Raw genomic sequence first — 20,467 nt, 5'->3', positions numbered from 1 at the left:
GGTAGATTTCTATAGAATAATATTTAAAGATAAGGGGATCAAAATGTATTATTCAGAGGAGATCATAGAGGAAGTTCGCAGCCAAAATGATTTGGTTGACGTAGTTTCCGAATATGTTAAATTGAAAAAAAAAGGAAGCTCATATTTTGGATTGTGTCCATTTCATAATGAAGATACTCCCTCTTTTTCTGTTAGTCCTGACAAACAAATGTATTATTGTTTTGGATGTCAAGCAGGAGGAAATGTATTTACGTTTATTATGCAAATAGAAAATTTTAGTTTTATAGAAGCTGTAAAATATTTAGCTGAAAGAGCTCATATTAATTTGCCTGAATCTGAATATTCAGGAGAAACTAGAAAAAAACTAGAGGAAAAGAAAATATTACTTAATATTCATAAAGAGGCTGCGAAATATTTTTATGCTAATTTACATTCTTCTAGAGGAAGAACAGCAGTAGAATATTTAGAAAAAAGAAAATTACAAAAAAGAACTCAAAAATTATTTGGTATAGGATATTCTAATATAGATTTTAATGACCTATATAAATATTTATTATATAAAGGATACAATGAAGAACATATACTTAAAAGTGGACTAGTTATTTCTAAAAAGAATGGAAAAAGTCATATTGATAGATTTCGTAACAGAATAATGTTTCCTATTTTTGATGTTCATAATCAGATTATTGCTTTTGGAGGGAGAGTTTTAGATGATAGTTTACCTAAATATATGAATTCTCCAGATACCCCTTTATTTGATAAAAGTAAAAATTTATATGGATTAAATTATGCTAGAGTTTCAGGAAAAGAACAAATTTTAATAGTGGAAGGATATATGGATGTTATTTCTTTACATCAAGCAGGATTTAAAAATGTAGTAGCATCTTTAGGAACAGCCTTTACTTCTAGACAAGCTTTATTATTAAAACGATATACAGATGAAGTTGTATTAGTTTATGATAGTGATGAAGCAGGAACTAAAGCAGCTATAAGAGCAATTCCTATTTTATCTTCTGTTGGATTAAAAGTTAAAGTAATGCAAGTTCCAGATGGAAAAGATCCAGATGAATTTATTAAACAAAATGGAGGAGAAAATTTTCAAAAATTACTTAATGAAGCTATGGGAGCTATTATGTTTCAAGTTCATATTTTACGAAAAAAATATGATATATCAGATGCAGAACAAAAAATTAAATTTACAATGGAAGTAGCAGAAATTTTGTCTAAATTAGACAATGCAATAGAAAGAGATGTATATATTGATGAATTATCACGGGATATAGGTATTTCGAAAGAATCTATTTTTGGAGTAATAAGAAAAATTATAGCAGAAAAAGAACGTAGCAACAGAAAACAAATTAATTACAAAAAAGTATCAGAAACATTTAAAGATAATATAAGAATAAAACAAGAGAATAATGAAGAAAATGGATTATATAAAGCACAAAAAAATATTTTAAGTTTATTATATGATAATCCTCATATTTATGAAAAAATAAGACCCTATTTATCTTTTGAAGATTTTGACGATGCTACTTTAATGAAAGCAGCAAAGTTGATATATGAAAGATATGATAAAGGGCTTAACATAGAGCCAGCAGTTCTTATTAATAACTTTGAGAGTCTAGAAGAACAAAAGAAAATTTCTTCAATATTTAATAGTAAAGAAAAAAATAAGTATAATGATAGAGATTATGATATAGAAAAAGCTATTAATGACCAAATAAAATTAATAAAAAGAGCAAGTATTGATAAAAAAAGTAGAACAACTACAGATATATATAAAATACAAACTTTAATTGAAGAAAAAAAGCAACTAGAAAAATTGTATATTAACATTATAAATGGTTAAAATAGTAGACAAGTGAGAGAAAGGAAGGATTTTTGTGAAAACAAGCGAACAAACTAAATTTTTGACTCGTGTTAAAGAATTAGTTTCTTTAGCAAAGCAAAAAAAAGGAGTACTTGAATATAAAGAAATTATGGATTATTTTTCTGATTTAGAGTTAGAACCAGAACAAATTGAAAAAATTTATGAATATCTTGAAAAGCAAAATATTGATGTAATAGGAAATATAGAAGAAGAACCAGAAAATGAATTAGATTTAAGTTTACCTGATGGAATAAATATAGACGACCCTGTTCGTATGTATTTAAAAGAAATAGGGAAAGTGCCACTTCTTTCAGCAGAAGAAGAAATAGAGTTAGCTAAAAGAATGGAACAAGGAGATGCAGAAGCTAAAAGAAGATTAGCAGAAGCTAATCTTAGATTAGTAGTTAGTATTGCAAAAAGGTATGTAGGGCGTGGAATGTTATTTTTAGATTTAATTCAAGAGGGAAATCTAGGATTAATTAAAGCAGTAGAAAAATTTGATTATCGTAAAGGTTATAAATTTAGTACATATGCAACTTGGTGGATTCGTCAAGCTATTACAAGAGCTATAGCAGACCAAGCAAGAACCATTCGAATACCAGTTCATATGGTTGAAACAATTAATAAATTAATCCGTGTTTCAAGACAATTACTTCAAGAATTAGGCCGTGAGCCTCAGCCGGAAGAAATAGCAAAAGAAATGGATATGCCGGTTGCTAAGGTAAGAGAAATTATTAAAATTGCTCAAGAACCAGTTTCACTAGAAACTCCTATAGGAGAGGAAGAAGATAGTCATTTAGGAGATTTTATTCCTGATGAAGATGTTCCTGTACCATCAGAGGCTGCTGCTTTTACTCTTTTAAAAGAACAATTAATTGATGTTTTAGATACTTTGACAGAAAGGGAACAAAAAGTCCTTAGACTTAGATTTGGATTAGATGATGGAAGAGCGAGAACTCTAGAAGAAGTAGGAAAAGAGTTTAATGTAACTAGAGAACGTATAAGGCAAATAGAAGCAAAAGCTCTAAGAAAGTTAAGACATCCAAGTAGAAGTAAAAAGTTAAAAGATTATTTGGAATAAAAAGAAGTTGATTAATCAACTTCTTTTTATTCAATTAATTTATATATAAAGGAGAAGATTATGGAATTATCAAGCCGTTTACTTAGTATTGCAAAACAAGTACCCAAAGAGGCAATTATTGCAGATATAGGAACAGACCATGCTTATATTCCTATATATTTATGTAAAAGAAAAATTATAAAAAAAGCAATTGCTACAGACATTAATAAAGGGCCTTTAATAAGAGCAAAACAAAATATAAAGCAAAATAAATTAGAACAAATAATAGAAACAAGATTAGGAAATGGATTAGAACCAATAAAAATAAATGAAGTAAATACTATTATCATAGCAGGTATGGGTGGGAAATTAATTATTGATATTTTAGACAAAAAGCCTGAAATAGTAAAAGGAGCAAAAAGAATTATACTTCAGCCACAGATTGACCAAAAAGAAGTAAGAAAATATCTTCATAAAATTAATTTTAAAATAATAAATGAAGAAATAATTTATGAAGATAATAAATATTATTTTGTGATTACTGCTGAACCTGGGATTGAAAAATATAATAATGAAAAAGAATATTTATTTGGAGTAATTCTTGTTCTAAATAAAAATCCTATATTAAAACAATACATACAGCAAAGAATAATAACTTTACATAATATTTTAAACAAATTACAGAAAATTAATACTGAAAATACGTTAAAAAGACTATTTGAAATAAAAGAAGAAATTAAATATTGTGAAGAGGTGTTAAAATGTCTGTAAAATGTAAAAAAATTATTGAAGAATTAAATAAATTAGCTCCTGAATATTTAGCAGAAGAGTGGGATAATGTGGGACTTATGATTGGAGATATAGATCAAGAAGTTAATAGAGTATTAATTGCTTTAGATGCTATACCAGAGGTAATAGAAGAAGCAATAAAAGAAAAAGTTGATTTAATAATAACTCATCATCCATTTATTTTTAAACCTTTAAAATCTATTACAAAAAATGATGCTATAGGCCAAAGCATATATTCTCTTATTAAAAATAACATCGGAGTATATTCAGCACATACAAATTTAGATATTGCTTTTGGAGGAACTAATGATACCTTAGCTAATTTATTAGAATTAGAAAATATATCCGTATTAAAAGAAATAGATAATTATGGGATGGGTAGAATAGGCAATTTAAAAAACGCTTGTACTTTAGAAGAATATGCGAAATTTGTTAAGGAAAAATTAAAAATCTCAAATATACGAGTAGTAGGAAATCCTACAAAAGTAATTAATATTGTTGCATTAACTACAGGTAGTGGGATATCATATATACAAGAAGCAGTCAATAAAAAAGCTGATTTATTTATAACAGGAGATGTAAAATTTCATGATGCACAAAAAGCAAAGGAATTGGGTATAGCCCTTATTGATGCTGGACATTATGGAACAGAAAATATAATAATTCCTGTTATAAAAAAATATTTAGAAAATATAAATAAAGAAGATAAAAAATTAGAAATTATAGTTTCTAAAATAAATGGAGATCCATTTATTTTGTATTAAGTGATTATTAATAAATATAAGAGGGGGATGCATATGGATAATTTTAATGAACAAAATATAAAAGTTACTTTCCCTAATGGGGAAATAAAAATGTATAAAAAAGGAATTACCTTAGAAGAAATTGCCAAAGATGTTCAAAAGCATTACAAAGCCAAAATTGTAGCAGCAAAAATAAATAATAAAATTAGAGAATTAATGAATAAAATAGATGATAATTGTAATATAGAATTTATTGATTTAACTAACATTGATGGAATGAGAATTTATCAAAGAAGTTTATCTTTTTTACTTATATATGCCGTAAGAAAAATAATAAAAGATGGAAATGTTATAATACATCATTCTATGGGATCGGGGTTTTATTGTGAAATATTAGGAATGGATGAAGTATCTGAAGAAATATTAAATAAAGTTGAAAATAAAATGAAAGAAATTGTAGAAAGAGATATTCCATTTAAAAAACTCTCTCTCCCTCTAGATCAAGCAATGAATATATTTGAAGAAAATGGGATGGAAGACAAAAAGAAATTATTTAGATATAGAAGAGTTTCTATGATAAATTTATACGATTTAGATGGACTTAAAAATTATTTTTATGGATATATGGTTCCAAGCACAGGATATTTAAATCTATTTCGCTTAATCCCTCATTCACAAGGATTTATATTACAATTTCCTACAACAAAAGAACCAACAAAATTGCCAGAATATATTCCTTTAAAAAAATTATCTCAAGTATTTTTAGAATATAAAAATTGGGGAAAAATCATGAAAGTTGATACAGTTGGTGCTTTAAATGATGTAATATCAGACCAAGGAATAGGAGGATTAATTAGAATTTCGGAAGCTCTTCATGAAAAGAAAATTGCTCAAATAGCAGATAAAATAGCACAAAAAAGAGATTCTATTGGAATAATTTTAATAGCAGGGCCTTCTTCATCAGGGAAAACTACTTTTGCACAAAGACTTGCCATTCAACTTAGGGTAAATGGTATGCGTCCCCATGCAATTTCAATAGATGATTATTTTGTGGATAGAGAATTTACTCCTAGGGATGAAAATGGAGAATATGATTTTGAAGCATTAGAGGCGATTGATATTAAACAATTTAATGAAGATTTGAATAGAATGTTAAATGGCGAAATAGTGGAAATACCATCTTTTAATTTTAAGTTAGGTAAGAGGGAATATAGAGGAAGAAAAATAAAAATGGATGTTAATGATGTTCTTATAATAGAAGGAATTCATGGTCTTAATGAAAAGTTGACTAAAGATATTCCTAAAGAAAATAAATTTAAAATTTATATTAGTGCTTTAACTCAATTAAATTTGGATGATCATAATAGAATTCCGACAACGGATACAAGACTTATTAGAAGAATTGTGCGGGATAATCAGTATAGAGGCATAAGTGCAGAAAAAACTATAGAATTATGGCCTTCTGTAAGGAGAGGAGAAGAAAAAAATATATTTCCTTTTCAAGAAGAAGCAGACGTCATGTTTAATTCAGCTTTAGTATATGAATTAGCTGTATTAAAACAATATGCAGAACCTTTATTATTTAAGATAGACAACCAATCTAAATATTATTCAGAGGCAAAAAGATTGATTAAATTTTTAGATTATTTTTTAGGAGTAAGTACAGAAGATGTTCCAAAAAATTCTATTATAAGAGAATTTATTGGAGGCAGTTGTTTTCGTTAAATTTATTGACGAATAGATATAATTATGTTAATATAACAAAACAGCAAAAATATGGTGAGTAAGTCAGACGGTCGCAAGTACAGTACCGAAAGGTCGTACTTGAGGAAAGTCCGAGCTCCATAGGGCAAGGTGCTGGGTAATACCCAGTGGAGGCGACTCTAAGGAAAGTGCAACAGAAATAAACCGCCAGTTTTCTGGTAAGGGTGGAAAGGTGAGGTAAGAGCTCACCGCTCTTTAGGCGACTAAAGAGGCTCTGTAAACCCCACTTGGAGCAAAACCGTATAGGGGAACATATGTGGCGGCCCGTCACGTTCCCGGGTAGGTTGCTTGAGCGTATAGGTAACTATACGCCTAGATAGATGACCGTCTAATACAGAACTCGGCTTATAGACTTGCTCATTATATTTATGAAAACACTAGCCTTTAGGCTAGTGTTTTCATCTTAAAATTAGAAAATATTGTATAGAGATTTAATATAATAAAAATATTATTTAAACGGAGTTGATATAATTGGCAAGACCAATAAAGTGGAGAAAGGTTGAAAATATACCTTCTATACAGTATTTTATTCCTTCTGAAGAAAATGTTAATGGAATGCCAGAAAATATATTGAATTTTGAAGAATTAGAGGCAATACGTCTTAAGGATTTAAATGGTTTAGAGCAAGGAGAATGTGCTAAAAAAATGGAAATATCTCGTTCAACTTTTCAACGAATTCTTTTGTCTGCGAGAGAAAAAATTGCTGATAGTTTGGTAAATGGTAAAATTATTCATATAGAAGGTGGAAATTTTACCCGTAATATTTGTCCTGTTAAATGTTTGGAATGTGGGGAAGAATGGTTAGAAAGATATGAAAATCTAGAAGCTATTAAAGATAAAAAATACTCATGTTATTCTTGTGGCTCAACAAAAGTTAGTTGCAATAAGAACTGTGATGGAAAGTTAGAAAGAAAAAATTGTTGGAGACATATAAAAGATATTGAATAATAATTTTAAAAAGAAGGCAAAAATATAAAAATATTTTTAGTCTTCTTTTTTTATTTTTTATTAACAATATTGACATATCTTAATAACTGTAATAATATAGTTATGGGCATAAGCCCATAACTATATTATTTATTATTAAATAAAGTTAGTTAAAGGAGCTTGATAAAATGGAAAAAGGTAAAGTTAGTAATATGAAATCTTGTCTTCAGCCTACCCCTAAAGTACTTGTTTCATGTAGAGGGCTAGATGGAGAAGATAATGTGTTAGCAGTAGCATATTGTTGTAATTGTAGTTACGACCCACCAATGGTAATGGTAGGTATTGTACCAACAAGATATTCCTATCATATGATTAAAGAATCTGGATGTTTTGTAGTAAATCTTGTAGAAAAAAATTATAAAGAAACTTTTGAATATTTAGGGAAACATAGTAAACGAGATGAGAATAAATTAGAAGTTATGAATGTTAAATTAGTAGATGGTAAAAAAGTTAATGCACCTATATTACCAGATTGTCCTGTAAATATAGAGTGTAAGGTAGTTGATTCTATTGTAACAGGTTCACATGAAATGTTTGTTGGAAAAATTGAGTATGTTCATGCTGATAAAAAACTCATAGATACAGAAGGAAATATTGATTTTTCTCAAATAGATTTTCTTTAATAAATATATAATATTTATTTATGAATATATTATTTTAAAAAAACATTTTCATAAAACTTTTTAAATATATTATTTATTTAAAAAACTTTATATATAATTTTATGTTATTACATATAATAATTTATTTGATGAAATACAAGTAAATATATAAAAAAGTCTGTGATAAAAATTACAGACTTTTTTATTTTATAAGATAAAATACTATTTTAAACGATTATAGAATTATATTATTCTAATTATTAATTTTTGTTAAAACTTTTCCATTAACTATAACATTACCATCAATTAGTTCCGCAACTCCATCTGCATCAAAAGCTGATTGTCCTTCTATATTTATATTTCCACCTTTTATATATAAATCGCCGTTTGAATCAAAAGCATCTGTATCTCCATTTCCCATAATAATGTTTATATTTCCATCATTAACTTCTATAATTCCATCATAATTACTTTTAGATGTCGCATTTATCCCATCGTCTTTAGCGTAAATATTAATATTACCACCATTAATTTGAATATAATGAGCTTCAATTCCTTCACTAGATGTTTCTATATTGATTATTCCATCATCTATTATTACAAAACTATTTCCTGTAATAGCATCATCAACTGCTGAAATATTTAATACACCATTTTGAATATAAATATATCCAAGAGAAGAGTCTTCATTATTTTCGCTGTGAAAACCATCTTTATTTGTAACAATGTTAATTTCTCCATCATAAATACGAATTGAATCATTTGCTTCCAAACTATCAGCATAAGAATTTACAGATATTACCCCACCTGTGATTTTTAAATCATCTTTTGAAGTAATACCATTTCCTTTTGCAGATACTATTTTAAGATTTCCTACTCCATTTAATACCAAATCTGATTTTGAGAATATAACAGCGTTAAAATTAGTGTCTGTATCATTTAAATAATCTCCTGAAACTTCCATATAGTTTTCACTTTCAGTGGTAGTTATAAATACTTTATCAGCAGACTTTACATATATTGGAGGAAGATTTTCATTAATTATATTAACTCCATCTAATACTAATTGAACCTTAGCGTCATCATTTGCATCTATTTTGATAGTAGAATTTTTTACTTCTCCATTTATAACATAAATTCCTTCCTCATCTATAACTATTTCTTGTTCGCTTTCTAATTTTAAAGTAATGGCTTCATCTAAACTTGGATTTTGTTCAAGGTCTCTATCTGTAAACATTTCTGTTCTATTGAAAATAGAATTTTCAAAAGGCAAATCCGTTGATGAAAAATCTTCTATAGTTGTTATAGTTTCTTCGTTTTCTGTAGATTTTACAGAAACATTCATATTGTTATTTTCAGCATTATCTACCTTTAAAGATGTACATCCTCCTATCATTAATACTAATATTTCTATAATAATTATAAAAGTTACTTTTTTTATTATCATAACTATCCTCCTCATATATAATAATAAATTTAATAAGATTTTTATTGTTTATTTAATTAATGATAACATACTAATCTTAAATAAACCTAAAATTATATATTTTTATTTATGAAATTAAAGAGATTTTTATAAAATTAAAATATTTTGGAGTAAACATATTGGAATTATAAGATTTTTGTAGTAAAGTAATAGTGTTAAATTAATACTATTTTGGAAGGAGGAATATAGTATATGAGGAAATTTTTGTTTTTATTTAGTGTGCTATGTTTATTATTAACCAGTTGTTCTTCTGAAAAGAATGTTAAAAAAAATGAAGAAACTATCTCTGTTATAGATAGTGCAGGAAATGAAGTAACAGTTAAAAAATCTCCTAAAAAAGTTGTTTCTTTAACATCTTCTTTTGGAGAAATATGGATGCTTTCTGGAGGAACATTGGTAGGGATATCTAGTGATGCTTTTGAAGGAAGGGATTTAGGGATTTCTAAAGACGAAGTAGATATTATAGGAACTGTAATAAATCCTAATGTGGAAAAAGTTTTATCTTTACAACCTGATCTTGTAATTTTATCAAAAGATATATCTAATCATATGGGGATGACAGAAATTTTAGATAAAGCAAACATTCCATATTATATATGTAAAGTGGAAAATTTAGAAGATTATTTATTTACTCTTAAAAATTTTGTATATATAACAGGAAAAGAAGAATATTATGAAATAAATGGACAAGAGGTAAAAAATAAAGTTAGTGCTTTATTATCAAAGCTTCCTAGTATAGAAAATTCATCAATAAATGCTTTAGTACTTAGGAGTTATTCTTCTGGAGTAAGTGTAAAGGTTAGAGATGATATTGTTTGTGATATTTTAGAAGAAATAGGAGTAAATAATATAGCAAAAAATAATAATGCTATATTGGAAGATTTAAATATGGAAGCAATTATTGAAGCTAATCCTGATTATATTTTTATTACTACTATGGGTAGTGATAAAGAAAAAGCACTTTCTTCATTAAATGAATCTTTAATGTCAAACCCAGCATGGAATAATTTAAAGGCAGTTAAAAATAATAATGTATTTATATTACCAAAAGACTTATTTCATTATAAACCAAATAATAAATGGGGAGATGCCTATGAATATTTACTTAAAATCATATATCCAGAAATATATGAAACAGAATAAATTAATAAGTCTTTTATTATGTTTTATTATTACAGTATTTTTGATTATTATAAGTTTATTTGTGGGAGCTGCTAATATCAATATTAAAGATATTATATCATTTACTTTTGGAGGAACTACAAATAACACAGTGTCAGATGTAATTTTATATGCGAGGTTGCCAAGAATAATAGCAGCATATTTTTGTGGTATAGCTTTTGCTCTTGCAGGACTTCTTTTGCAGGTTACCTTAAATAATCCTTTAGCTTCACCAGGAGTTATTGGAGTTAATTCTGGAGCTGGATTTTTTGTTGTTATTTCTTCTGTATTATTTCCTTCAGTATTTTATACAAAAGTTATTTTTGCTTTTATTGGAGCCATATTTACAGCATTATTAGTTTATGGAATAGCAAAAAAAACCGGGAATAATAGAAGTACTATTGTTATGTCTGGTATAGCTATATCAAGTTTAATGTCTGCAGGAACAGATGCAGTTATTACTTTAAAACCAGAAGTGATTATAGATAAAACCTCTTTTTATATAGGAGGTTTTAGTACGGTAAATATTGAACTTATAAAATATACAGTAGTATTTATTTTTATTGGATTAATAGGAGCTTTTTTATTATCTTCTAGATTAAATGTATTGTTATTAGGAGACGAAGTGGCTATTTCTTTAGGATTAAATGTAACATTATGCCGTTTTTTATCCATTATGTGTGGAGCTTTATTAGCAGCTAGTGCAGTATGTATAGGAGGACTTATTGGTTTTGTTGGATTAATTGTTCCTCATATAGTTAGAAATATTTTTGATACAGATTATAAATGGCTTATTCCATTTACAGCTCTTATTGGAGGAGAATTTCTTTTATTTTGTGATACTTTAGCTAGAATTATTTTTATTCCTTATGAAATACCGGTAGGTATTATTCTTTCATTTCTAGGAGCTCCTTTTTTCTTATATCAATTGTTTAATAAAAAAAGGAGGGCAGAGATTTGATAGAGTTAAAAAATCTTACAGTTTCTTATGGAAATAAAATCATTCTAAATAATATTTCAACAACATTTCAAGAGGGAGATTTTGTCTGTATAATTGGTAAAAATGGATGTGGGAAATCTACTTTATTAAAAACTATTATTGGACTAAAAAATTACAGTGGTAAGATTTTATTAAATAATATTGACATAAAAAATTTGTCACGAATAGAAAGAGCTAAGGAGATTGCTTATCTTCCTCAAATAAGAGAAGTTCCATCTATTGATGTAAAAACACTAATTGAACATGGGAGATTTCCTTATTTAGGATTTTCGAAGATTTTAAAACAAGAAGATAAGGATAAGATTTCATATGCTATAGAAATAACTTCAACTAAAGATATTTTAAATAAGAAAGTTATAGAACTTTCTGGTGGAGAAAGACAAAGAGTATATCTTGCAATGGTTATTGCACAAGACGCTAAGACAATTATTTTAGATGAGCCTACAACTTTTTTAGACATTAGTCATCAAATAGAAATGATGGAGATTATATCTAAACTTAATAAAGAAGGGAAAAATATAATCATAGTAGTACATGATTTACCTCAAGCTTTTACTTATGGAAATGAAATTAAAGTTATAGATAGGGGAAATGTGGTTATAGAAGGTAAACCAGATAACCTCTATAAAAATGTTGAAATTGGAAAAATCTTTGGCATTAGTTTAACGAAAACTCATTCTAAGAAAGCTCTTTATTCTTATCATTTAGTTAAAAAAAATTTTATATAAAGCTTTAAATTTATGATATTTATATAAAAATAATTTATTAAGAATATGTAAGTAAACATATCAAAAAAGTCTGTGATAAAAATCACAGATTTTTTATTTGTACTTAGTTATAATAATAACAATGTTAAATAAGGAGGATAGCTATGTATTTTGAGGAAATTATGGCTGTTATGAAGACAGCAAAAGCAAAAGTAGAATTTTTAAAAAATAATTTATTGGGATATTTTATAGCTTCTGTGTTAGCAGGAGTTTTTGTTGGCTTTGGAATACTTCTTATTTTTACCATAGGAGGCTTATTAAACGGTCAACCCTATTCTAAAATTGTTATGGGGATATCTTTTGGGATAGCCTTAAGTCTTGTAATTATTGCAGGAGCAGAGCTTTTTACAGGAAATAATTTTGTTATGGCAGTAGGAGCTATGGGCAAAAAAGTTTCTTGGAAAGATGTAATTAAATTATGGATTGTATGCTATATAGGTAATTGGATTGGTTCTATAATATTAGCTTTATTATTTTTAGGATCAGGTCTTAATAGAGGAAATGTTGGCGAATTTATCGCTTCTGCGGCTGCTACCAAAATGGGAATAGATATAATACCGCTTTTTATAAGAGGAATACTTTGTAATATTTTAGTATGCGTTGCAGTATGGAGTGGATTTCGTTGTAAATCAGATAGTGGAAAATTGATTATGATATCTTTATGTTTATTTGCTTTTATAACCACTGGTTTTGAACATAGTGTTGCCAATATGACTTTATTAACAATTGCTTTAATATCTCCTTTTGAGGCTGCTGTAAGTCTTGGAGGATATTTTTACAATATTATAATTGTAACTTTAGGAAATATGATAGGAGGAATTGTATGTTTAGCTATTCCATATTTTTTAATGTCAAAGAAGAAAGAGGTGTAAAATATGGGCTTTTCTTTTAGTAAAGAAGGCATTAATAATGTATTTAAGGAATGGTCAAAAGATTATATAATATATGCTCCAAAGAGAATAATAGGAGGAGGAGCTTTTTCGGATACTGATTCTATTAGATATGAAAAGATAGATACAGTAGATGAGATAGAATTTAACGTGAAATCAACCTTTTCTTTTAAAGAAATTCTTTTACCAATTTCACAAACTCTATTTTTCTTTACAGAGGATGAGGTAAAAGAAGCAGATGGACCTAAAAAAGGAGCAATAATATTTTTAAGAAGTTGTGATTTACATGCAGTAAAAAGATTAGATGAAATATACCTTCGCAATGGTTTTGAAGACTATTATTATAAAAGAATACGAGAAAAAGGTAAATTTATCTTAATAGGATGTAAAAGTGCTTTTGAAAATTGTTTTTGTGTAGATATGAATACTAATAAAATTGATGCTTACGATGCAAGTTTAGAACCTACAGAAAATGGCTATGTAATGGATAACAAATGTCAAGACTGGGAAGAGCTTTTGTTAAATAATAGTTTAAGTCAAGACGAAGTAAACCCTTCTTATGTTACAGAAACTAAGATTCATGTAAATATTCCAGAAGGACTTTCCATAGATATTGCTAAATCAAAAATGTGGGATGAATATGATAGTCGTTGTATTAATTGTGGAAGATGTAATTTCGTATGTCCAACATGTACCTGTTTTACTATGCAAGATATTTTTTATACTGATAATGGGAAAGTAGGAGAAAGACGTAGAGTACATGCTTCTTGCATGGTTGATGGATATACAGATGTAGCTGGCGGAAGTTCTTATCGTAAGAACAATGGACAAAGAATGCGATTTAAAGTTCTTCATAAGATATATGATTATAAAAAACGTTTTGGTTATCATATGTGTGTTGGCTGTGGTAGATGTGATGATATCTGTCCAGAGTACATTTCTTTTTCTAATTGCATTAATAAATTAGAAGATGCTATAAAGGAGGTTAATGGTAATGAATAGTAATAACGAATACATTCCTTTTATGTCTGAAATAAAAGAAATAATAAAACACACTGAAATAGAATATACTTTTCGTATGACCTATGATGGTGAGGTAAAACCTGGACAGTTTTTTGAGGTTTCTATACCAAAGTTTGGAGAAGCGCCTATTTCTGTAAGTGGTATTCAAGAAGGATTAATTGATTTAACTATTCGTAAGGTTGGAAAGGTTACCAATGAAATTTTTGAACATTATGTAGGAGATAAAATATTTTTAAGAGGACCTTATGGAAATGGATTTGATGTAGACATCTATAAAAATAAGGAATTAGTAGTTATAGCAGGAGGAACTGGTGTTTCTCCAGTTAAAGGAGTTATAGATTATTTTTCCAATAATTCAAAAGAAGTAAAGAATATGACTTTAATTGCAGGTTTTAAAACTCCTAAAGATATATTGTTTCGTGAAGACTTTAAAAAATGGGAAGAAAATATAAATATTATTTTAACAGTAGATAGTTTAGATGGAGATGAAGAAGGAACTTATTCTGTTGGGCTTGTAACAAAGTATATTCCAGATCTTAAGTTTGAAAATATTAAAGAGGCAGTGGCGATAGTAGTAGGACCACCGGCAATGATGAAATTTGCAACACAAGGTCTTTTGGATATTGGATTTTTAGAAGAAAATATTTGGGTTTCTCATGAACGAAAAATGTGTTGTGGAATAGGTAAATGTGGACACTGTAAAATAGATGATGTATATGTTTGTTTAGATGGACCTGTGTTTAATTATGTAAAAGGAAAAACTTTTATTGATTAGTAGGGGTGGAATCATGGATGTAAATACAAAGGTTCTTAAAAAAAATGCATTTAGAGTTACAAAACAAAGAGGGATAACAGCTTCAAGAATTCGTGTTCCAGGAGGACATTTAGAAGCAAAATATCTTTCAATGATTCAAAAAATTGCTGATACTTATGGGAATGGAACGGTTCATATTACAAGTAGACAGGGCTTTGAAATTCCGGGAATTAAATATGAAGATATGCCAAAAGTAAATGAACTTCTCCAACCAATTATAGAAGGGCTTGATATTAATCAAGAAGTACCAGGACAAGGATATTCTGCAGCTGGGACAAGGAACGTTGTGGCGTGTATAGGAAATAAAGTTTGTCCTTATGCGTGTTATGATACAACGAAATTTGCAAAACGTATAGAAAAAGCTATCTTTCCTAATGATTTACATTTTAAAATAGCTCTTACAGGATGTCCTAATGATTGTGCAAAGGTAAGAATGCATGATTTTGGAATTATGGGAATGACAGAGCCTAGATATGATAGGGATAGATGTGTAAGTTGTGGAGCTTGTGTTAAAAAATGCAAGAAAAAATCAGTTGCAGCCTTAAAAGCTGTTAATTACAGGGTTCAACGTAATGAAGAAAAATGTATAGGCTGTGGCGAATGTGTTCTTGCCTGTCCTACAGCAGCTTGGACAAGAAAACAAGAAAAATTATACAGACTAACTATTTTCGGAAGAACAGGAAAGAAAAATCCAAGAATGGGTGAAGATTTTATAAAATGGGTAGATGAAGATAGTATAATAAAGATTATTTTAAATACCTATGATTATGTTAAAAAATATATTGATCCTGAAGCACCTGGTGGTAAAGAACATATAGGATATATAGTTGACCGTACCGGTTTTGAAGAATTTAAAAAATGGGCATTAAAAGATGTAAATTTACCTAGTACAGCAGAAATCTGTACTCCAATTTATTGGAAAGGTATAAAATATTAAATTTAAAGAAAGATAAGGAGAAATATTAAAAAATTATTTACTCCTTATCTTTTTTATGTAATTAAAATTTTATGAATAAATTTTAAGATAGTATTAAGATTTTTTAAAATATGATATAATTATAATATATAATTTAGTTAGGGGAATGTAAGAATGAATATAGAAAAAGTTTTTTATAATAAGGCATGTAAAGATTCTTTATATATAAGAAAAAAAGTTTTCATGGAAGAACAAGGATTTAAAAATGAAATAGATGATTATGATAATAAAGGAATTCATTTGGTGTTGTATATTGATGAAAAACCTGTTGCAACTGGAAGATTACATATAAAAGATATGGATAGTAAAATATATAAAATAGGACGAATAGCTGTTCTTAAAGAATATAGGAATAAACAATTAGGTAAAAAGATTATAGAAATTCTTGAAGCAAAAGCAAAAAAAGAAGGAGCAAAAAAGATAGTAATATCTGCTCAATGTCAAGCACAAGATTTTTATAAGAAAAATGGGTATATTGCTAAAGGAGATATTTATTATGAAGAATTTTGTCCCCATATTTATATGGAAAAAATTATAAATTAAATTTTTTGTATAAAAATAAGTTAAATAATAAATTAGAAATACTTGAACTTATTTAGTTCTTTTGATATATTATACTCGCTAAGATTATTTTTAATGCTTCTGTGGCTCAGGGGTAGAGCAATTGATTCGTAATCAATAGGTCGCCGGTTCGAATCCGGCCAGAAGCTTATTAATCAGTTAAGAACAGTTGGTGTTTTACCATCTGTTTTATTTTTATTTATATAACGATTAGTATTTAATTTATTTTAAATATTTCTTAATTGATTATATATAAATTGTATAGATGAAGGAGTTGGGTTAGTGGATTCAAATTTTAAAAAATTTATAAAGTTTATTACAAGTCGTTTATTTATTTTAATGATAGGGTTTTTTGTCATGTTTATGATTTTAGGAATACATTTGTTTAAATTGCAAATTATAGAAGGAGAATTACATAAAAGTCAAGTAAATACTAATGTGTTAAAAGAGCTTCCGATATCTGCTCCTAGAGGGACTATATATGATAGATATGGCAAGCCATTAGCAGTAAATAAAATAGCCATGAGTATAAAATTAGACCCTAGTATTGAAGTGGAAAATCAAGATGAAGTGCTATTAAATTTAATAGAATTATTAGAAAAAAATAATGAAAAGCTGATAGATGAGCTTCCTTTATCAGATGATAAACCCTTTGAATTTACAGGGGGAGAAAATGAAGAACTTAGTTGGAAAGCGGAAATATTTGGAGTATCAACAGAAAATTTAACTGAAGAAGAAATAAATATGGATGGAAATGATTTTTTTGAAGAATTAAGAAAATTTTTTAATATAGATAAAAATTTAAGTGATGAAAAAGCAAGAAAACTTATTTCTTTAAAATATTCTCTTTATCAAAAGAGATATAAAAAATATCAACCTATTACAGTTGCTTATGATATTCAAGATAAAACTATAGCGGAATTAGAAGAAAATTACGATAAGTACCCAGGTTTTTATATAGATATAGAACCAGTAAGATATTATCCTGAGGGGGAGTTAGTAAGTCACATATTAGGTTATACAGGGAAAATAACACAAGAACAATATGAAGTTTTAAAAGATGAAGGATATAGTTTAGACGATATTGTTGGAAGAATAGGGATTGAAAAAGAAATGGAAAGTTATCTTAGAGGTGAAGATGGAGTTACATTTGTTGAAGTAGATCCTTTAGGGCAAAGAAAAGAGGTTCATAGTGTAGAAGACCCTACTCCAGGAGGAAAAGTTTTTTTGACTTTAGATTTAGGATTACAAGAAAAGGTTAGCAATATTTTAGAAAATAAACTTAAGGATATTATTCTTTCAAGAATTGAAAAATCGCCTTCTAAAAATGAACCACCTATATATCTTGAAGATATGTTAGCTGGATTAGTAAGTACTAATACAGTTTATATAGAAGACATATTAGAAGCTCCTTTGGGTACTGCACAAAATTCAATTGCAAAAATATTAGAAGATAGATTAGAAGATGTAAATGATGAAGATAAAGCAGCTTTAGCAAAACAAACTTTAATAGATATGATAAAAAATAAGGAAATTTCTTTTAAAGATTTTATTAATGTAATGATAGAGCAGGGAGTAATTACTGTAGATGACTCTTTGAAAAATAATTTAGAAAAAGGAATAATATCTCCTTTAGAAATTATAAAAAATAAAATTCAAGAAGGAGAAATTTCACCTCATAATTTAGGTTTAGATCCAAGTACTGGAGCCGTAGTTGTTGTAGATGTTCATAGTGGAGAGGTTTTAAGTTTAGTCAGTTATCCAAGTTATGATAATAATAAATTTATTAATGGGATTGATTATAAATATTACAAAAAATTGCAAGACGATCCTACTCTTCCTATGTTTCCTAGAGCAACGAATGGAAGAATGGCGCCTGGGTCTACATTTAAAATGATTACAGGAATGGCCGTTTTAGAAGAAGGAATTATAACTCCAACAGAAAAAATTAATGCAACAGGATTATTCAAAGATGCAGGAGTTCCTTATGCAAGATGTTGGATATATAGTTCTTATCATATAGGTCATGGATTAACGGATATAAGTAGGGCATTAGAAGTATCATGTAATTACTTTTTTTATGATGTTTCTTATAGAATGGCACAAACTAATAATGGTGAAATTGGAATTGAAGAAAATGGACTTAATATTCTTAAAGAATATGCAAGTAAATTTGGATTAGACTCTAAAACAGGAATCGAAATTGGTGAGTATGCTCCTAAATTATCAGATACGGACGTTATTCGTTCTGCTATTGGTCAAGGAACCCATAATTTTGCACCTATTCATATGGCGAGATATGTAGCTACTTTGGCTAATGGAGGAACGTTATATGATTTGCATATTATTGATTCAGTAAAAAGTTTTGATGGAGAATTATTACTAAAAAAAGAACCAATAATAAAAGAGATTTCTAATTTTGATCCTGAAAATTTAGAAACAATTTATAAAGGTATGAATTTAGTTACAGAAGGTGATGAAGGAACTGTTAGAGGAGTATTTAAAGATTTTCCTATTAAAGTCGCAGGGAAAACAGGGACAGCTCAAGAACAATCAAATAGAGGAGAACATGCATGGTTTGTTGGATTTGCTCCTTATGAAGATCCACAAATTGCTATAGCAGTAGTTATTCCTTATGGATATTCTTCTAGTTATCCAGCAGAAATTTTTAGAGATATTGTAGCAGAATATTTTGGAATTAATGAAGAAAATGAGAAAATTTCCATGGATAATATTTTATATTAAAAAAATATAATTTTAAATCAAATTTTGTATATTTTTATTTCATTATATACAATAAATAGATATCATATATATAAAATCACCTAAAAAAAATGTCAAAAAACCTTAAGTTTATGCACACTTATATTTAAGTTTTTGTTATAATAACCCCTGTAAGACCCCCCAATTGATTTAATATATAAAGCAGCAAGTAATTTGCTGCCCCCCAAAAGTTATTTAATACCTTCTCCAGGAAAAACAGCAAATTTGCTGTTTTTCTTTTTTTTATTGAAAAATTTCCAAAAATTTTTCAATATATTTATTGTTTTTTCTTCAAAATATAAATATATAAATCATAGTTAAAATGATTTATTTATAATATAATCATTGATTCAAAATTAATATATAATAAATTTATTTATTTTAAAAAGAAGGAGATTATATATGGATTCTAAAAAAACATTTGTACCTTCTTTTGTAATTTCACTAGAAGAAGTAGAACATAGAATAAATATGCTTCAAGAATTTATAAAAAAATATATGATAAAAGGAGAAGATTATGGAGAAATTGCTGGAGTATCAAAGCCAACTTTACTAAAGCCAGGAGCAGAAAAACTTTGTGACGTATATGGATTTTCTAAAATTGTAGAGGTAAAAAATAGAGTTGAAGATTGGGAAAAAGGATTTTTTCATTATGAGGTAGAAGTGACTCTTATAAATAAGAAAAACAACACAATTGAAGCTCAAGGTGTTGGATCTTGTAATTCAAAAGAAAAAAAATATAGATATCAAGATTCATATACTATAGTGAATACAATTTTAAAAATGGCTAAAAAAAGGGCCTTTATAGATGCTGTATTATCAGCAACTCGTTCATCTGGAATATTTACTCAAGATATAGAAGATTTAAATATAGAAGAAGAAACAATAAAATATAGTACAGAAAAGCAAAGAAGATATATTTATAATTTATCAAAAGAAAAACATTTAGATGAAGAGCAATTAAAAATTTTTTGTAAAAATGTTATAGGAAAGGATAAGCCTAGTAAAGATTGGAATAGTGAAGAAGCAAGTAAAATAATATCTGCACTTCAAAATCTTCCAACATCATCTATAATAATAGATACACAGAAAAACAGCCATTAGGCTGTTTTTCTGTTGTAAACAACTACCATGGACTTTCTTATAAATGTATTATAACATATATTATGTAAACTTATATATTGAAAAAATAAAATACAGGAGGTTTT

General features: G+C 27.5%; 18 protein-coding genes, 1 tRNA gene and 1 other RNA gene. 19 read left to right on the top strand and 1 reads right to left on the bottom strand.

Annotated features, from left to right (window positions below; translation table 11 throughout):
* The first annotated feature begins 43 nt into the window (after positions 1-43).
* From dnaG to OM90_RS07900, 8 genes are all read left to right on the top strand, one after another.
* The gene (dnaG, locus tag OM90_RS07930) at positions 44-1,852 is read left to right on the top strand and encodes a DNA primase (protein WP_058486361.1); all 1,809 of its coding nucleotides are present in this window, start codon (positions 44-46) and stop codon (positions 1,850-1,852) included.
* A gap of 34 nt (positions 1,853-1,886) precedes the next feature.
* Positions 1,887-2,954, top strand: coding sequence for an RNA polymerase sigma factor RpoD (rpoD, locus tag OM90_RS07925; RefSeq protein WP_058486360.1), 1,068 nt, complete (start codon positions 1,887-1,889; stop codon positions 2,952-2,954).
* Between the two features lie 60 nt (positions 2,955-3,014).
* Positions 3,015-3,704: a tRNA (adenine(22)-N(1))-methyltransferase gene (locus OM90_RS07920; RefSeq protein WP_058486359.1), complete on the top strand. Its 690-nt coding sequence runs from the start codon at positions 3,015-3,017 to the stop codon at positions 3,702-3,704.
* Positions 3,695-4,486: a Nif3-like dinuclear metal center hexameric protein gene (locus OM90_RS07915; RefSeq protein ID WP_058486358.1), complete on the top strand. Its 792-nt coding sequence runs from the start codon at positions 3,695-3,697 to the stop codon at positions 4,484-4,486. The genes OM90_RS07920 and OM90_RS07915 overlap by 10 nt, the downstream gene beginning before the upstream one ends.
* A gap of 33 nt (positions 4,487-4,519) precedes the next feature.
* A complete protein-coding gene (locus tag OM90_RS07910) occupies positions 4,520-6,190 on the top strand; it encodes a nucleoside kinase (protein WP_058486357.1) in 1,671 nt (556 codons plus the stop codon).
* A 55-nt stretch (positions 6,191-6,245) separates the two neighbouring features.
* Positions 6,246-6,593: RNase P RNA component class A (rnpB, locus tag OM90_RS08005), an RNA gene on the top strand.
* A 107-nt stretch (positions 6,594-6,700) separates the two neighbouring features.
* Positions 6,701-7,177, top strand: coding sequence for a DUF134 domain-containing protein (locus OM90_RS07905; protein ID WP_058486356.1), 477 nt, complete (start codon positions 6,701-6,703; stop codon positions 7,175-7,177).
* Between the two features lie 167 nt (positions 7,178-7,344).
* Positions 7,345-7,839, top strand: coding sequence for a flavin reductase family protein (locus tag OM90_RS07900; RefSeq protein WP_058486355.1), 495 nt, complete (start codon positions 7,345-7,347; stop codon positions 7,837-7,839).
* A 232-nt stretch (positions 7,840-8,071) separates the two neighbouring features.
* On the opposite strand, the gene OM90_RS07895 is transcribed toward OM90_RS07900, so the two are convergent.
* Positions 8,072-9,265, bottom strand: coding sequence for a carbohydrate-binding domain-containing protein (locus OM90_RS07895; RefSeq protein ID WP_058486354.1), 1,194 nt, complete (start codon positions 9,263-9,265; stop codon positions 8,072-8,074).
* Positions 9,266-9,496: 231 nt separating this feature from the next.
* On the opposite strand from OM90_RS07895, the gene OM90_RS07890 reads away from it, so the two are divergent.
* From OM90_RS07890 to OM90_RS07840, 11 genes are all read left to right on the top strand, one after another.
* Positions 9,497-10,447, top strand: coding sequence for an ABC transporter substrate-binding protein (locus OM90_RS07890; RefSeq protein WP_058486353.1), 951 nt, complete (start codon positions 9,497-9,499; stop codon positions 10,445-10,447).
* On the top strand, positions 10,434-11,426 hold the full coding sequence (locus OM90_RS07885; protein WP_064505517.1) for a FecCD family ABC transporter permease: 993 nt from the start codon (positions 10,434-10,436) through the stop codon (positions 11,424-11,426). The genes OM90_RS07890 and OM90_RS07885 overlap by 14 nt, the downstream gene beginning before the upstream one ends.
* The gene (locus OM90_RS07880) at positions 11,423-12,193 is read left to right on the top strand and encodes an ABC transporter ATP-binding protein (RefSeq protein WP_058486351.1); all 771 of its coding nucleotides are present in this window, start codon (positions 11,423-11,425) and stop codon (positions 12,191-12,193) included. Before OM90_RS07885 ends, OM90_RS07880 begins: the two co-directional genes overlap by 4 nt.
* A gap of 143 nt (positions 12,194-12,336) precedes the next feature.
* A complete protein-coding gene (locus tag OM90_RS07875; protein WP_058486350.1) occupies positions 12,337-13,104 on the top strand; it encodes a formate/nitrite transporter family protein in 768 nt (255 codons plus the stop codon).
* Between the two features lie 3 nt (positions 13,105-13,107).
* Entirely contained in the window at positions 13,108-14,124 is a 1,017-nt protein-coding gene (gene asrA, locus OM90_RS07870) for an anaerobic sulfite reductase subunit AsrA (RefSeq protein ID WP_058486349.1), read from the top strand.
* Positions 14,117-14,920: an anaerobic sulfite reductase subunit AsrB gene (gene asrB / locus OM90_RS07865; protein ID WP_058486348.1), complete on the top strand. Its 804-nt coding sequence runs from the start codon at positions 14,117-14,119 to the stop codon at positions 14,918-14,920. The genes asrA and asrB overlap by 8 nt, the downstream gene beginning before the upstream one ends.
* 13 nt (positions 14,921-14,933) lie before the next feature.
* Complete coding sequence (asrC, locus tag OM90_RS07860) at positions 14,934-15,896, top strand: sulfite reductase subunit C (protein WP_058486347.1); 963 nt, start codon at positions 14,934-14,936, stop codon at positions 15,894-15,896.
* A 153-nt stretch (positions 15,897-16,049) separates the two neighbouring features.
* Positions 16,050-16,478, top strand: coding sequence for a GNAT family N-acetyltransferase (locus tag OM90_RS07855; RefSeq protein ID WP_058486346.1), 429 nt, complete (start codon positions 16,050-16,052; stop codon positions 16,476-16,478).
* Positions 16,479-16,573: 95 nt separating this feature from the next.
* Positions 16,574-16,645 (top strand) — tRNA-Thr (locus OM90_RS07850).
* Positions 16,646-16,778: 133 nt separating this feature from the next.
* Positions 16,779-19,241: a penicillin-binding transpeptidase domain-containing protein gene (locus OM90_RS07845; protein ID WP_058486345.1), complete on the top strand. Its 2,463-nt coding sequence runs from the start codon at positions 16,779-16,781 to the stop codon at positions 19,239-19,241.
* 420 nt (positions 19,242-19,661) lie between these two features.
* Positions 19,662-20,363, top strand: a complete 702-nt coding sequence (locus OM90_RS07840) for a hypothetical protein (protein WP_058486344.1) — start codon at positions 19,662-19,664, stop codon at positions 20,361-20,363.
* Positions 20,364-20,467: the final 104 nt, after the last annotated feature.

The sequence above is a fragment of the Defluviitalea phaphyphila genome, from assembly GCF_001466305.1.
Lineage (GTDB): Bacteria > Bacillota > Clostridia > Lachnospirales > Defluviitaleaceae > Defluviitalea_A > Defluviitalea_A phaphyphila.
Note: the sequence above shows the minus strand (reverse complement) of the source record. Positions and strands in the feature narration are given on the sequence as shown.